17 protein-coding genes are annotated in these 14,817 nt (G+C 60.5%); 9 read left to right on the top strand and 8 right to left on the bottom strand.

All coding sequences use genetic code 11. The features are described from left to right. The first annotated feature begins 74 nt into the window (after positions 1 to 74). Positions 75 to 866 (top strand): crotonase/enoyl-CoA hydratase family protein, encoded by a 792-nt coding sequence (locus ACA046_RS09445; RefSeq protein WP_497676336.1) that lies wholly within the window; start codon positions 75 to 77, stop codon positions 864 to 866. 822 nt (positions 867 to 1,688) lie between these two features. Here the strand turns inward: ACA046_RS09445 and ACA046_RS09440 are convergent. Further along, positions 1,689 to 2,444: a spermidine synthase gene (locus tag ACA046_RS09440; protein WP_167662549.1), complete on the bottom strand. Its 756-nt coding sequence runs from the start codon at positions 2,442 to 2,444 to the stop codon at positions 1,689 to 1,691. 118 nt (positions 2,445 to 2,562) lie between these two features. Here ACA046_RS09440 and ACA046_RS09435 point away from each other — a divergent pair, with 118 nt between their 5' ends. Then, entirely contained in the window at positions 2,563 to 3,909 is a 1,347-nt protein-coding gene (locus ACA046_RS09435; RefSeq protein ID WP_003218681.1) for a class II 3-deoxy-7-phosphoheptulonate synthase, read from the top strand. Here the strand turns inward: ACA046_RS09435 and ACA046_RS09430 are convergent. Both ACA046_RS09430 and ACA046_RS09425 read right to left on the bottom strand, forming a co-directional pair. After that, the gene (locus ACA046_RS09430; protein WP_167662550.1) at positions 3,889 to 5,118 is read right to left on the bottom strand and encodes a winged helix-turn-helix domain-containing protein; all 1,230 of its coding nucleotides are present in this window, start codon (positions 5,116 to 5,118) and stop codon (positions 3,889 to 3,891) included. The genes ACA046_RS09435 and ACA046_RS09430 overlap by 21 nt on opposite strands. Before the next feature lie 45 nt (positions 5,119 to 5,163). Next, positions 5,164 to 5,370 carry a DUF1127 domain-containing protein gene (locus ACA046_RS09425; protein ID WP_173860412.1) on the bottom strand — a complete coding sequence of 69 codons (207 nt, stop codon included), beginning with the start codon at positions 5,368 to 5,370 and terminating at the stop codon, positions 5,164 to 5,166. A 70-nt stretch (positions 5,371 to 5,440) separates the two neighbouring features. Here ACA046_RS09425 and ACA046_RS09420 point away from each other — a divergent pair, with 70 nt between their 5' ends. Further along, entirely contained in the window at positions 5,441 to 6,322 is an 882-nt protein-coding gene (locus ACA046_RS09420) for a LysR family transcriptional regulator (protein WP_017477379.1), read from the top strand. Here the strand turns inward: ACA046_RS09420 and ACA046_RS09415 are convergent. Then, on the bottom strand, positions 6,312 to 7,061 hold the full coding sequence (locus ACA046_RS09415; RefSeq protein ID WP_076017415.1) for a sulfite exporter TauE/SafE family protein: 750 nt from the start codon (positions 7,059 to 7,061) through the stop codon (positions 6,312 to 6,314). The two genes, ACA046_RS09420 and ACA046_RS09415, sit on opposite strands and share 11 nt — an antisense overlap. A 108-nt stretch (positions 7,062 to 7,169) precedes the next feature. On the opposite strand from ACA046_RS09415, the gene ACA046_RS09410 reads away from it, so the two are divergent. The 4 genes from ACA046_RS09410 to ACA046_RS09395 all read left to right on the top strand — a co-directional run bounded on the left by ACA046_RS09410 (position 7,170) and on the right by ACA046_RS09395 (position 10,366). Further along, positions 7,170 to 8,120 carry a LysR family transcriptional regulator gene (locus ACA046_RS09410; protein WP_076017344.1) on the top strand — a complete coding sequence of 317 codons (951 nt, stop codon included), beginning with the start codon at positions 7,170 to 7,172 and terminating at the stop codon, positions 8,118 to 8,120. 77 nt (positions 8,121 to 8,197) lie between these two features. Then, a complete protein-coding gene (locus tag ACA046_RS09405; protein ID WP_459027247.1) occupies positions 8,198 to 8,650 on the top strand; it encodes a MarR family winged helix-turn-helix transcriptional regulator in 453 nt (150 codons plus the stop codon). Positions 8,651 to 8,903: 253 nt separating this feature from the next. Next, the gene (locus ACA046_RS09400; protein WP_076017342.1) at positions 8,904 to 9,323 is read left to right on the top strand and encodes an organic hydroperoxide resistance protein; all 420 of its coding nucleotides are present in this window, start codon (positions 8,904 to 8,906) and stop codon (positions 9,321 to 9,323) included. A 26-nt stretch (positions 9,324 to 9,349) separates the two neighbouring features. Continuing rightward, a complete protein-coding gene (locus ACA046_RS09395) occupies positions 9,350 to 10,366 on the top strand; it encodes an alpha/beta hydrolase (protein WP_497676335.1) in 1,017 nt (338 codons plus the stop codon). Positions 10,367 to 10,434: 68 nt separating this feature from the next. Here ACA046_RS09395 and ACA046_RS09390 read toward each other — a convergent pair whose 3' ends face one another. Both ACA046_RS09390 and earP read right to left on the bottom strand, forming a co-directional pair. Then, a complete protein-coding gene (locus tag ACA046_RS09390) occupies positions 10,435 to 11,007 on the bottom strand; it encodes an elongation factor P (protein WP_003172723.1) in 573 nt (190 codons plus the stop codon). A gap of 49 nt (positions 11,008 to 11,056) precedes the next feature. Beyond that, positions 11,057 to 12,190: an elongation factor P maturation arginine rhamnosyltransferase EarP gene (gene earP, locus ACA046_RS09385; RefSeq protein ID WP_497676334.1), complete on the bottom strand. Its 1,134-nt coding sequence runs from the start codon at positions 12,188 to 12,190 to the stop codon at positions 11,057 to 11,059. A gap of 131 nt (positions 12,191 to 12,321) precedes the next feature. Between earP and ACA046_RS09380 the strand changes: the two genes are divergently transcribed. Further along, a complete protein-coding gene (locus tag ACA046_RS09380; RefSeq protein ID WP_076017338.1) occupies positions 12,322 to 12,690 on the top strand; it encodes a hypothetical protein in 369 nt (122 codons plus the stop codon). A 15-nt stretch (positions 12,691 to 12,705) separates the two neighbouring features. Continuing rightward, on the top strand, positions 12,706 to 13,188 hold the full coding sequence (locus tag ACA046_RS09375) for a GreA/GreB family elongation factor (protein ID WP_459027240.1): 483 nt from the start codon (positions 12,706 to 12,708) through the stop codon (positions 13,186 to 13,188). Between the two features lie 6 nt (positions 13,189 to 13,194). On the opposite strand, the gene cysB is transcribed toward ACA046_RS09375, so the two are convergent. Both cysB and ACA046_RS09365 read right to left on the bottom strand, forming a co-directional pair. Beyond that, positions 13,195 to 14,169: an HTH-type transcriptional regulator CysB gene (gene cysB, locus ACA046_RS09370; RefSeq protein ID WP_010176165.1), complete on the bottom strand. Its 975-nt coding sequence runs from the start codon at positions 14,167 to 14,169 to the stop codon at positions 13,195 to 13,197. A 104-nt stretch (positions 14,170 to 14,273) separates the two neighbouring features. Continuing rightward, positions 14,274 to 14,774 carry a universal stress protein gene (locus ACA046_RS09365; protein WP_017477371.1) on the bottom strand — a complete coding sequence of 167 codons (501 nt, stop codon included), beginning with the start codon at positions 14,772 to 14,774 and terminating at the stop codon, positions 14,274 to 14,276. Positions 14,775 to 14,817: the final 43 nt, after the last annotated feature.

The raw sequence follows: 14,817 nt of genomic DNA, 5'->3' as shown, positions 1-14,817 counted from the left end.
GACGCTTAAACGGTTCACCCTTAACAGCGGGCCCTTCGGTCCGAAACCTCCCTTCGCGCCCGAGGGCACACCCCATGAACCAAGCCACCAGCAGCCGCGTCAGCCGTGAACAGCAGGGCCATATCCTGTTGCTGGGCCTGGATCGCGTGGCCAAGCGCAATGCGTTCGACCTGGAATTGCTCAATGAGTTGAGCCTGGCGTATGGCGAATTTGATCGCAATGAAGAGGCGCGGGTGGCCGTTGTCTTCGGGCATGGCGATCATTTTACCGCCGGGTTGGACCTGGCCAATGTGGGTCCAACGATGGCACAAGGCTGGCAACCGCCTCTGGGTGGCTGTGATCCGTGGGGAGTTTTCGCGGGGCCGCGGGTCAGTAAGCCGGTGATTGTTGCGGCTCAGGGGTACTGCCTGACCATTGGTATCGAGTTGATGTTGGCGGCGGATATCAACCTGTGTGCCAGCAATACCCGCTTTGCGCAGATGGAGGTGCAGCGTGGGATTTTTCCTTTTGGGGGCGCGACGTTGCGTTTTCAGCAGATCGCGGGGTGGGGGAATGCCATGCGCTGGTTGCTCACGGGGGATGAGTTTGATGCCCATGAGGCGCTGCGGTTGGGGTTGGTGCAGGAGGTGATGGCCAGTGAGGATTTGCTGCCCCGGGCGGTGGCGCTGGCAAACCGCATAGCCCAGCAGGCGCCGCTGGGGGTGCAGGCCACGTTGATGTCGGCCCGCCAGGCGCGGATAGAAGGGGAGACCGCGGCGGCGGCCGGGTTGCCCGTTTTGGTGGAGAAACTGCTGAATAGTGAGGATGCCAAGGAAGGTGTACGGGCGATGATCGAGAGGCGGCCTGGGGTTTTTAAAGGCTGTTGATTGGGGGGGGCTTGGGGCGGGGTACATATCCGTTATTTAGGTAACGGCCACTATTGGTTCCGCTCTTACAGCGGCTCACTTTTGAACAGCGCAAAAGTAAGCAAAACGCTCTTGCCCCACCACTCGGCACCTCGCTTAGGCTCGGTGTGCCCTCACTCCGGCTTTGGACCGTGGGCCGCCGTCATGGGCCATCCTTGGCCCAGGACGGCTAACCTGGCGTCCTGCCAGGTTACCCACGCTCCAAAGCCTGCGTTCGGCCAGCGTGGTTTAACGGGGCGCCTAAGATCAAGATCAAAAGCACAGCGGCCTACCGGCCGGCTTGAGTGTTTAGAAGCCAAATCAAAAGCTAAAGCGGGCACGGTCCAAATGTGGGAGCGGGCTTGCTCGCGAAGGTCGTTAACGATGACGTGGGCATCCTGAATGAACACGGCGCTCTCAGGTTTTTCGCGAGCAAGCCCGCTCCCACAGAAAAGCAGAGCCACCCCGACCGTAGCAGCTGTCGAGCGCCAGCGAGGCTGCGTGCCTTTGATCTTGATCTGCTTTTGATCTTGATCTGCGGGCCCCGTCAACCACGATGGCCGCAAGTAGGCACGGTGGAGCGGGTAAATCGGCAGGGAAGCCGATTTAGCCGCGCCGGGCCATGGATGGCCCGTCGCGGCGGCCCGCGGAACCGTGCCGGAGTGCGGGCATGCCGAGCCTAGGCGAGGCACCGAGTGGTGGGGCAAAGACCTTTTGGTTACTTTTGGGGCGTTTGCCAAAAGTGACCCGCTGTAAGAGCGGAACCCTAAGTAGCCGTTACCGCAGCAACGGATATGTACCCCCCTACGTAGCCGGCCGAATCGCCTTAATCAGCGACTGCAACGAATACCCCAATCGCGATGCCAACCCCTCAGCCCGCGCAGACAACGCAGCCAGATCAAGCTCCTGATCCAGGTCCGCCGGCACCAAAAGAATCACATTCCCCTCTTTCACCGGCAGTTCCCAATAATGCCGGTGATACAACCCACGCAACAACGCCGCCCCCAACGGCTTGCCGTCATCGGTAGCCCACTGATTAATCACCAACCACCCACCCGGATTCAGCTTCTTCTGGCAGTTCTCCAGAAACGTCCAAGCCAGATGCCCAACGCCCGGGCCAACATCGGTATACAGGTCGACAAAAATCAGGTCCGCCGACTCAGCCGAAGGCAGCAACTCCAACGCATCCCCAACGCGGATATACAGCCGAGGATCATCATCCAGCCCCAAGTACTCAATGGCCAGGCGCGGCACATCAGGCCGCAACTCGATGGCCTCAACATCTTCCAAAGGCAAAAACTTCAGACAAGCCTGAGTCAACGTCCCGGCGCCCAAGCCCAAGAACAACGCACTCTCCGGCTGCTCATGACACAACGCCCCAATCAGCATCGCCCGGGTGTAATCGTATTCCAACCAACTCGGGTCAGCGGTAAACACGCAACTCTGCTCGATGGCATCGCCGAACTCGAGAAAGCGATAATCGGCCACTTCCAGCACACGGATCATGCCGAAGTCATCATGGACCTCAGCCAGCAGGCGCTCGACGCGCTCCTCAGACATTACAACTCCTAACGCAGGGCCAACAGGAAAGGCGGGATTGTGGGCGAACCGGCAGCAGCAGGTCACGTACTAATTGCTGATAACATGACGGCCCGACCGCAAATCACTCGAGTTCATGATGAGCCAACCCTGGAGCCCCGACAGCTGGCGCGCCCTGCCGATCCAGCAACAACCCCAGTACCCTGACGCTGCGCACCTGTCGCAGGTCGAGCAGAACCTGGCGAGTTATCCGCCGCTGGTGTTTGCCGGTGAGGCCCGTGAATTGCGCCGTCAGTTTGCCGAGGTCACCCAGGGTCGCGCCTTCCTGTTGCAAGGCGGCGATTGCGCCGAGAGTTTTGCCGAGTTTTCGGCCGCAAAAATTCGCGACACCTTCAAGGTGCTGCTGCAGATGGCGATTGTGATGACCTTCGCCGCCGGTTGCCCGGTGGTCAAGGTCGGGCGTATGGCGGGCCAGTTCGCCAAGCCGCGTTCTTCCAACGATGAAACCATCGACGGCATCACCCTGCCCGCCTACCGCGGCGATATCGTCAACGGCATCGGCTTCGACGAAAAAAGCCGCGTGCCGGACCCGGACCGCCTGCTGCAGTCCTACCACCAGTCCACCGCCACCCTGAACCTGCTGCGGGCGTTTGCCCAGGGCGGTTTTGCCGACCTGCACCAGGTGCACAAGTGGAACCTGGACTTCATCGCCAACTCGGCCCTGGCCGAGAAGTACAGCCAACTGGCCGACCGTATCGATGAAACCCTGGCGTTCATGCGCGCCTGTGGCATGGACAGCTCGCCACAACTGCGCGAGACCAGTTTCTTCACCGCCCACGAGGCGCTGCTGCTCAACTACGAACAAGCCTTCGTACGCCGCGACAGCCTGACCAACGACTATTACGACTGCTCGGCCCACATGCTGTGGATCGGTGATCGCACCCGTCAACTGGACGGTGCCCACGTCGAGTTCCTGCGCGGGGTGAACAACCCGATCGGGGTCAAGGTCGGCCCGAGCATGAACCCCGATGACCTGATCCGCTTGATCGACATCCTCAACCCGGACAACGACCCGGGCCGCCTGAACCTGATTGCGCGCATGGGTGCGAACAAGGTCGGTGACCATCTGCCGAACCTGATCCGTGCGGTACAGCGCGAAGGCAAGCAGGTGCTGTGGAGTTCCGACCCGATGCACGGCAACACCATCAAGGCCAGCAGCGGCTACAAGACCCGGGACTTCGCGCAGATCCTCAGCGAAGTGAAGGAATTCTTCCAGGTGCATGAAGCCGAGGGCACTTACGCTGGCGGGATTCATATCGAGATGACCGGGCAGAATGTCACCGAGTGCATTGGCGGCGCGCGGCCGATTACCGAAGACGGGCTGTCGGACCGCTACCACACTCACTGCGACCCACGGATGAACGCCGATCAGTCGCTGGAATTGGCCTTCCTGATTGCCGAGACGCTAAAACAGGTCAAGCGCTAAGAGCGCCACCCGCAACCGCGCCGCACTGGCCCGCTGGCAATTGAGCTGAATCTGCTCAAGCCCGAGCCAGTCGGCCATCTGCCGCAGATTCAGGGCCAACGCCTGCATCCCTTCCTCGTCCAGCCCCGGCTCTTCCTCGTGAACGGCATGCACCGCCAGACGCCCGGCCGCCCGCTCTGCGCGTAAATCCACGCGCGCGGCGATCCGCTCATTGTGCAGGAACGGCAACACGTAATAGCCATACACCCGCTTGTCCTGAGGCGTGTAGATTTCCAGACGATAGCGGAAATCGAACAACCGCTCGGTACGGCTGCGCTCCCAGATCAGTGAATCAAACGGCGATAACAATGCGCTGGCGGGCACCTTGCGCGGGACTTTTGGCTCGGGCAGGCAATAAGCCGGCTGTTTCCAGCCCTGGACCTCGCACGCGATCAATTGCCCGTCCTCGACCAGTTCCGCCAGACGCCCACGACTGTCGGCCGGGTCGAGGCGGAAGTAGTCCCGCAGGTCTTTTTCAGTGCCCACGCCCAATGCCGTGGCGCTGTGCAGCAGTAAACCGCGCTGCGCTTCGGCCTCGTCCAACGGGGCTTGCTGGAGAATGTCGGCCGGAATCACACGCTCCGGCAGGTCATACAAGCGCTCAAAACCACGACGCCCGGCGACGGTCACCTGGCCGGCGGCGAACAGCCATTCCAACGCATGCTTTTCATCGCTCCAATCCCACCAGGGGCCCGCGCGCTCCTCGCGGGTCGACAAACTGCCCGCACCCAAGGCGCCTTGCTGCTCAACGATGCCCAGCACCCGCGCGATGGTGGCCTGCTGCTCGCGACCAAACCGCGCCATTTGCTGATAGATGCCCTGCCCCTGAGCCGCCCGCGCCATGCGCCAGCGCATCAGCGGGTACAGGGCCATCGGCAACAAAGAAGCCTCGTGGCCCCAATACTCGAACAGCGAACGGCGCCGCCCCGAACTCCAGGCGGCCTGTTCAAGAATCAATGGAGAGTAGTTACCCAGCCGGGAAAACAGCGGCAGGTAGTGCGAGCGCACCACCGCATTCACCGAATCAATCTGCAACACGCCCAAACGCTCAACCAGGCGATTGACCTGTGCGGCCTTGATCAACGCCGGCGGCTGGCGCCCGGAAAAACCTTGGGCAGCCAGCGCCAGGCGTCGCGCCTGCTTGAGGGAAAAGGATAACTCTGCGGGCATGTGACTCTCCTTGTGTGCTCGCGAACCACCCTACTGCATCCCGCGTCATTTTCGCAGCGGATCTTCCCAAAAGTGCCGGCGGCTTTCCTGCTCGACATCGCCACGGTTCAGCCCGATATCCTTGAGCGCATCATCGCTCATGCCCATCAACAGTTGGCGCTCACGGTGCACAGCCAGCCACCGGGAGCCCAGTTGGAGCAGCCCGGAAAACGGCCGCTTCGCCATCAGAACAAAGCCTCTTTGACCTTTCATCATTTCGCCCTCCAGTGGGGATGACTGAAGTCTGTGCCTGGGGCTATGATCAATCCAACGAATGTTTCTTATGCAATACATCTCGGAGATTGATCGATTGTCCAGCTACCCGAGTATCGACACTGAAGTGCTGCGCACCTTCGTCGCCATCGCCGATCAGGGTGGTTTCACCCGCGCCGGCGAGCAGGTCAACCGCACGCAGTCGGCGGTGAGCATGCAGATGAAACGCCTTGAAGAAGATGTGTTGCAGCGCAAGTTGTTCGAGCGCGATGGCCGCCAGGTACGGCTGACGCCGGAAGGCCAGGTGCTATTGGGCTATGCCCGCAGGATCCTGAAGTTGCACAGCGAAGTATTCAACACCCTGCGCGAGCCGCACATGGTCGGGCTGGTGCGCATCGGCACACCCGACGATTACGTGATGCGCTACTTGCCGGGGATTCTCAAGCGCTTCTCCAAGGCTTACCCGCTGATCCAGATTGAAATGCACTGCGAGTCGTCGCCGATATTGATGCAGCGCCGGGACCTGGCCCTGACGGTCATCAGTCGCGAACCCGGAAATGAGATGGGCGAGCTGCTGCGTAATGAGCGGATGGTCTGGGTGGCCGCCCCGTGTTTCTGCCTGGACGATCACAGCGCCCTGCCCTTGGCGATTTCCGGCATGGACAGCTTCTGCACCCAATGGACCCGCGCTGCACTTGATGCCATTGGCCGTGATTATCGCCTGGCGTACCACAGCTCCAACGGCGCGGCGATCCAGGCAGTGGTCGGCGCGGGCCTGGCGGTCACTGTCAGCATGGAGAGCCTGGTAACCGAAGACTTGCGGGTGCTGGGCAGTGAAGAAGGTTTCCCACCGCTGCCCTCGGTCAATCTGCGGCTGTTGCGCAATCCCGGGATGACTTCGCCGATTACCGAATGCCTCGCCGAATACATCCTCGAAGGCTTCAAACTTTAAAGGTCAGCATCACCGCGCAAACGGCCAGGAACCCGCAGAACAGCCCGCGCAACATGCGCTCCGGCATGGCGTGGGCGACTTTCACACCCCAACTGATGCTGAGCAGGCCGCCGACGGCCAGTGGTACACCGATCACCCAGTCCACTTCATGGTGCCAGGCGTAGGTCACCAGGGTCACGCTGGTGCTCGGCAAGGCCAGGGCCAGCGACAGCCCTTGGGCAACCACTTGGCTGGTGCCGAAAATGCTGGTCAGCACCGGCGTGGCCACCACCGCGCCGCCCACCCCGAATAAGCCGCCCATGGACCCCGACGCCGCACCCAGCACCCCCAGCCACGGCCAGGAGTAGCGCATCTGCGCGGAAGGTGGTGCGTTGTGGGTAAACATTCGCAGCAGGTTGTAGGACGCCAACACCAGCAGAAAGGCGATAAAACCCACACGCATCACGTCAGCATCGATCCCCACCGCCCAGATCGAGCCCAGCCAGGCGAAGGAGAAGCCCATCACGCCCAGCGGCAATGCATGGCGCAGTTCGATCCGGTTGCGCTGGTGATAACGCCACAACGCGAGCATCACATTCGGCACCACCATCACCAGGGCCGTGCCTTGGGCGATTTGTTGGTCCAGGCCAAAGAACACCCCCAACACTGGAATCGCAATCAGCCCACCGCCAATGCCGAACAAGCCGCCGACCGTGCCCAACGCGACACCCAGTGCCAAATACAACGCTAAATCTGCCACCACTTCGCTCCCGCCATTCCCAAGCCTTGCATGCTACGCAGTCCGTCCTGGCGCGGAAACGCACAGCAACGCACAATGGCTGTGCCAACTTCGCATAAGCAGTCGCTGATGAACCCCAATACACTGACCGACCAACTGAGCCTGTTTCTGGATGTACTGGAAGCGGGCAGCTTTTCCGCCGCTGCGCGACGTCATCCGCTCACACCCTCGGCGGTGGCGCGGCGTATCGACAGCCTGGAAAGCTCGGTGGGCAGCCGGCTGTTCCAACGCAGCACCCATGCGGTGGTGCCAACGCCCGCCGGCCTGGCGTTTGCCGAGCGCGCCCGCCGGATCGTCAGCGAGCTGCAACTGGCGCGGGCCGAAGCGGTGTCGCTGAGCCATGCGCCTGAAGGGTTGATCCGCGTGGACGCGCCGGCCGCCTTCGGTCGGCGGCACCTGGCGCCTGCCATCGCCGACTTTCTCAACGTCTATCCAGGCCTGGACGTGCACCTGCACTTGATCGACAGCTTTGTCGACATGCAGGGCGAGCATTTGGGCAAGGTCGACCTGGTGCTGCGGGCCGGGCATATCGTCGACACCCGGCTGATCGCCACGCCCCTGGCCAGTATCGTGCGCATCGCCTGCGCCAGCCCGGCCTACCTCAAAAGCCGTGGCACACCGACTCATCCCAGCCAGTTGAACGAACACGACGGCCTGGACTGGGAAGGCCTGGCACCGATGTTCGCCTGGCGTTTTGAGTTGGACGGGCGCAAGGCCACCTACCGCCCGCAACGCATTCGCATGAGCGCCAACAACGCCGAAGCCTTGCTTTCAGGCGCCCTGGCGGGGTTGGGCATCGCGCACCTGCCCACCTGGCTCGCCAGCGAATACCTGGTGCGCGGCGAGTTGGTGCCACTGTTCTGCGAGAACGGCTTGCCGACACCTGAAACCGCCGGAATCTACGCCCTGCGCCTGGAGCAACACGCCAACGCCCGCAGCCGGTTATTGCTGGAATACCTCAAGGCGCGCTTCAGCCCCGTGCCGCCGTGGGATCTTGCGCTGCAAAGCGCCTTTGGCTGACCGAGCGGACAGAATTGTCTGGCGCGTTAAAGATTTGCCCGCTAGATTCGAAACCAGACACGTTTTAAGGCACTGCCATGACCAAGCCCCTCGATACCTGCGAATCCTTGCTGCTCGACAACCAACTGTGTTTTGCCCTGCATTCCACCTCGTTGTTGATGACCAAGGTCTATAAACCCCTGCTGCAAGCCCTCGGCCTGACCTATCCGCAGTACCTGGCCATGATGGTGCTCTGGGAAGAGGATGGATTGACCGTAGGCGAAATCAGCAATCGCCTGCTGACGGATCCCGGCTCCCTGACCCCGCTGCTCAAGCGCCTGGAAGCCGAAGGCCTGCTCAGTCGCACCCGCAGCCGTGAAGACGAGCGTGTGGTGGTGGTTGAGTTGACCGATGCCGGGCGTGCCCTGCGGGACAAGGCGATGGATATTCCACAGTGCATTCTGGGCGCCAGCGGGCTGGACATCGAACAACTGCGCAAGCTCCAGGGCGATTTACTGGCGCTGCGGAAAAACTTGCAAGTCTCCCTCTAAAGGCACCAGGCATCAAAAAATGTGGGAGCGGGCTTGCTCGCGAATGCGGTGTGACAGTCACTAGATGCATTGACTGATCCACTGCATTCGCGAGTAAGCCCGCTCCCACATTTGCTTGTGCAGTGCCCTGCCACCGAGCCAGGCAAAATATTTTGTAAATTTATCTTGTGCACTAACTATTAGCGCGATACATTCACCTCGCCACCTACTTAGCGCGCAAACAATTAGCGCAAATATTGACGAGGAAATCACCATGCAAACTCTCTATACCGCAGTAGCCACCGCCACCGGCGGCCGTGATGGTCGCGCTGTTTCCAGCGACAATATCCTCGATGTAAAACTCTCCACGCCAAAAGAGCTGGGCGGCGCGGGTGGCCAGGCCACCAACCCGGAACAACTGTTCGCCGCCGGCTACTCCGCGTGCTTTATCGGCGCCCTGAAATTCGTCGCCAGCCAGACCAAACGCAAAATCCCGGATGACGCTTCGATCACTGCCCACGTCGGCATCGGTCAAATCCCCGGCGGTTTCGGCCTGGACATCGACCTGCACGTCAGCCTGCCCGGCCTGGCCCAGGACGAAGCACAAAGCCTGGTCGACGCGGCCCACCAAGTTTGCCCGTACTCCAACGCCACCCGTGGCAACGTCGATGTACGCCTGCACGTGACCGTCTAACCCCACGCGGTTTTTTGGAGAAGAACATGAACACATTTGGCAAAGTACTCACCGGCACCCTGCTCGCTTTCTCGATCACCAATGCCTTTGCGGCCGGCGGTGACGTGGAGCACAACACCCAGGCGTTCCTGGATGCACTGAACGCCGGCACCGGCAAACCGATGGAGCAACTGACGCCCAAAGAAGCTCGCGCCGTGCTGACAGGTGCCCAGTCGGGAGTAAAACTGACGCTGCCCAAGGCCGACGTCAGCCAGAAGACCATTCAGGTCGATGGCCAGCCGCTGAGCCTGACCATCGTGCGTCCGGCCGGGGTCAAGGGCACATTGCCGGTGTTCATGTTCTTCCACGGCGGTGGCTGGGTACTCGGGGATTTCCCGACCCACGAGCGGCTGGTGCGTGACCTGGTGGTGGGGTCGGGAGCGGCGGCGGTATTCGTCAACTACACGCCATCCCCTGAAGCGCACTACCCGGTGGCGATCAACCAGGCGTACGGCGCAACGAAGTGGGTGGCTGAACATGGCAGCGAGATCAACGTCGATGGCAATCGCCTGGCCGTCGCCGGCAACAGCGTCGGCGGCAACATGGCGGCAGTCGTCAGCCTGATGGCCAAAGACAAAGGCACCCCGAAGATCAAGTTCCAACTGCTGTTGTGGCCGGTGACCGATGCAAACTTCGACACAAGCTCCTACAACCAGTTTGCCGAAGGCCACTTCCTGACCCGAAACATGATGAAGTGGTTCTGGGACAACTACACCACCGATGCCAAGCAGCGTGCCGAGATCTATGCGTCGCCGTTGCGGGCAACCACGGCACAGCTCAAGGGTTTACCACCTGCGCTGATTCAGACCGCAGGCTCCGATGTGCTGCGTGACGAAGGCGAAGCCTACGCCCGCAAGCTGGATGAAGCCGGTGTGCCGGTGACTGCCGTGCGCTATAACGGCATGATCCATGACTACGGTTTGCTGAACGTCGTCAGCCAGGTACCGGAAGTTCGCTCGGCGCTGCTACAAGCGTCCGAGGAGCTGAAGCAACACTTGAAGTAAAAAGCAGCGCCCACAAAAAAGCCCGACGCATGGTCGGGCTTTTTTGTGTCGTACCGGTTACCCAAGAATTACTTCTTGGCGCGACCTTTGTACGAACCACCTTCGCGGGTGTCGATCTCGATCAGGTCGTCGATTTCGATGAAATCGGCTACTTGCAGTTCGGTACCGTTGCTCAGCTTGGCAGGCTTCATCACCTTGCCCGAAGTGTCGCCGCGAGCGGAACCTTCGGTGTAGGCAACCTTACGCACGATAGTGGTCGGCAGCTCTACGGAAACCAGGCGCTCTTCGAAGAAAATGGCTTCGCAGACGTCTTCCATGCCTTCTTCGATGAACGGCAGAACGGCTTCGATGTCTTCAGCGTTCAGCTCGTACATGGTGTAGTCGGTGGTGTCCATGAACGTGTAGGTGTCGCCGCTGATGAAGGACAGGGTCGCTTCTTTGCGGTCGAGGATCACGTCGTCCAGTTTGTCATCGGCGCTGTAGACGATCTCGGTCTTGTAACCGGTCAGCAGGTTCTTCAGCTTGGTCTTCATGATTGCGCTGTTACGACCAGACTTGGTGAACTCAGCTTTCTGAACCAGCCAAGGGTCGTTTTCGAGACGGATCACTGTACCGGGTTTCAGTTCTTTACCAGTTTTCATTGCGAATATCCGAAATTTGGATGGGATTTACAAAAATCAAGGTCGCGTATCATATCCAATTTACATAAAACTGTACCAGCGCCGTCGCAAGATCGGTCCGCGAGCCTTGTTCCAGAGCCCATTTCTCGGCATTCGCGATCACTTCCGGCCAGTGTTCCAACAGCATTTTCCAACTATGTGCCATATCGCCATCAGCGTTCCAGGCTTGCCAAAGGCTGACCAACGCGGTTTTCGCGGCGGGTGACAGGCCGTTGGTATACAGCTCGAGGAAGGCATCGAGTTTGTCCAGGTGAATGTCTTCGTCCTGGCGATAGATGTGCCACAACAACGGCCGGCCTGCCCATTGCGCCCGCACAAACGAGTCTTCACCGCGTACGGCGTTGAAGTCGCAGCACCACAACAGTCGGTCGTATTGCTCCTGGCGCACGAATGGCAGCACTTGCACGGTCAGGGCATCGCGCTGGAGCACATCGCCGACGCTCAACGACTCGACACTCAGCCAGCGCTGCACGTCACCAAGAATCCGCCCTTCCGGTACCAGCAGGTGAGTGGCGCGTCCATCGGCCGCCAGCACGTCGAGCCAACTGGCCAACCCGGCGTTTTCATAGGCGAACAACGACATCAGCCGCGCACCGGCTGCCGGGAAAACCCCGAGCGCCTGCAAAAAGTGTTGCCGGGCGATGGCGTCTTGCTGGAAGGCATCGCGCTGTTCCAGCAGCCCATCCTCGCGCAGCAAGCCGCCGGTACCAGGACGGAACCCCGGAAAGAAGAAGTACTTTTGAACGCCCTTGAATTTCACCGACGGCAGGCCGTGACAGCCGACCACCCAGTCCTCGGCGCTCAGGTAATCCAGGTTCATCCACAGCGGCGTGCGTTCGCGCGCGGCCATCGCTTCCATATAGTCCGGCGGCAGTTGGCAGGCGAACGCAGCGATCACCACGTCTGCCGCGTCGTTCGCCAGCCAGTCGGAGGGCCAGTAGCGCACGTCAACGCCCTCTTGCCACTGCTGGTGCACCTGCACGTCAATCTCGGGGCACATGCGTTCGAACGCCCGCAGGTCATCGACCCACAAACGCACCGCGCAACCTTGTTCCGCCACCAATTGCCGGGCCAGGCGCCAGGTCACGCCGATGTCGCCGTAGTTATCGACGACGCTGCAAAAAATATCCCAGCGGGCTTTCATTCCGGGCTCCAACGCTCAAAGGCTCGATTGTCCGTATAAATGCCTCGATTGCGAAGGGTTGATCGCGATTATTCTGCGAGTGGCTGTGGGACAATCGGCGCCATGCCGCACGTGCCCGCCGGGAGGCCATCATGTCTGATCGTTCGTTCTCGCTGTTCAAACTCAGCATCGCCGTGGCCTTCGGCCTGTGGCTGGGGTTTATCGCCATTGTGCTGAGCCTGTGGCTGGCGTCCCGCTACCTGCCTGAGCAAACTGTAGCCCCAGTGGCCCGCGTGGTGCAGCAGTTGGGCAAGCCGGAGGTGGTTGCACCAGAGCCGCCGAACCGGATGTTCGAGCAGTACCAGGAGAACCTCCGCAAGCAGGAGCAACAGCAAACCCTGGAGCAGGCCCGCAACAACCCGCGCAACCTGTCCAACCCCAAATGCCAGTTCTGGCTGCAACAGGACCAGAACGCTCCCAACGACAAGAGCCGGGCCAACGTCCTGCAATTTTGCGATTGATCACGAAAGCCGCCCATGAATAAGCACGCCGTTCACCAACTGGTCCTGGACAAACTCGCGGTCGATCTCGATATCGCCCAGCGCGCCGCGCAAACCGCGTATGAAACCGCGACCCACGAAGAAAACATCGCCGAGAACAAGTACGACACCTTGGGGCTGGAAGCGTCCTACCTGGCCGCCGGCCAGGCCCGGCGCGTCGAAGAAATCAAGCAGGCCCTGACGCTCTGCCAGAACATGCAACTGCGTGCCTACGATGACCAGCGCGGTATCGAGGTGGGCGCATTGCTCGGGCTGGTGGATGAAAACGATCGCCAGCAGTGGCTATTCCTGGCACCGGACGGCGCAGGGTTGAAGGTCGATGTGGTGGGGCAACCGGTGACCGTCATCACCCCACGCTCGCCCCTGGGCAAAAGCCTGCTGGGCAAGTTCGAAGGGGATGAGGTGGAGATACTGGTGGGAGGCGCTCGGCAACAGTTTACTGTTACCGAGGTGAAGTAAAGCCGATCAGTGAACCGGCAGTTCAACGCCGTCGAACAGCTCTTCCAGTTCCTGCTTGTTGTGGCACTGGATGGCCTTGGCCATCACTTCGCGCGTCAGGTGCGGCGCGAATTTCTCGATGAAGTCGCACATGAAACCGCGCAGGAAGGTGCCGCGACGGAAACCGATCTTGGTCACACTGGACTCGAACAGTTCGCTGGCATCAAGCACCACCAGGTCGCTGTCGAGCTTGGTATCGACCGCCATCTTGGCGACGATACCGACGCCCAGGCCCAGGCGTACATAAGTCTTGATGACGTCGGCGTCGGCGGCGGTGAACACCACTTTCGGCGTCAGGCCACGATGGCTGAAGGCTTCGTCGAGTTTCGAACGGCCGGTAAAACCGAATACGTAAGTCACGATCGGGTATTCAGCCAGGGCTTCCAGGGTCAGCTTCGGCAGCTTGGCCAGTGGGTGACCTTGAGGCACTACCACACAGCGGTTCCAGCGATAGCACGGCATCATCACCAGGTCGCCGAACAACTCCAGGGCTTCGGTGGCAATCGCGAAATCGACGGTGCCGTCGGCGGCCATCTCGGCGATCTGCATCGGCGAACCCTGGTGCATGTGCAACGCCACGTCCGGGTACTGCTTGATAAAGCTGCTGATCACCGGCGGCAGCGCATAACGCGCCTGGGTGTGGGTGGTGGCGATAGAAAGGGTGCCTTTCTTCTCGTTGGAGAATTCCTGGGCGATCTGCTTGATGCTTTCGACCTTGCGCAGGATCTCGCCGGCGGTGGTGATGATGCGCTCACCGGCCGGGGTGACGCGGGTCAGGTGCTTGCCGCTGCGCGCGAACACTTCAACGCCCAACTCATCTTCGAGCAGGCGGATCTGCTTGCTGATACCGGGTTGCGAGGTGTAGAGGCTTTGAGCAGTAGCGGAAACGTTGAGGTCGTGGTGCGCCACTTCCCAGATGTAGCGCAGTTGTTGAAGCTTCATATGTGTCCCTCAAAGCGGATAGACGCCACGGGTATCAGCGACGGTATATAACTATATTAAAGGTTAGACGTGTAAATCTAGAACTTTTTATCGTTTTCTACCAATCACACGTCATCACTGCGACGACGCTGCAACAGCGGCACCAGGTACACCGGCACCTGCGACAACTGCAGCACCCGTGCGGCGGTTCTCCCCAGAGGCGTTGCCACCCCGACCGCCTGGCTGTGACTACCTACGATCAACAAATCCACGGAGAGTTTCTGCGACTGGTCGAGAATCACTTCACAGGGATCGCCCTGGATCACTCGCACCGAACGGATCAACTTGAGGTCCTGCTCCCCTTCCCCCAGTTCCTCGCGGAAACTGTCGAGCACCCGTTGCTCGATGGTCGCCATCACCGTTGTCAGCCCCTGGCTTTGCCATTCACTCAAGGCCTTCTCATCAAGGTAGCTCTGCAACACCGATTCGGCGAACAGCCCGATGGGCTCGACCACGTGAATCACGTACAGATCGGCCTTGAACGTTCGCGCCAGCGCCAGGGCATGTTGCATCACATAAGGTGCATACAGACCCAAGTCAGTGGCGTACAGCATCGAACGAATCATAGAACCTCCTGGGCAGCCAGGATGGCGGGGATTGATTCAGCTT

The organism is Pseudomonas sp. LBUM1641 (assembly GCF_059716235.1).
Note: the sequence above shows the minus strand (reverse complement) of the source record. Positions and strands in the feature narration are given on the sequence as shown.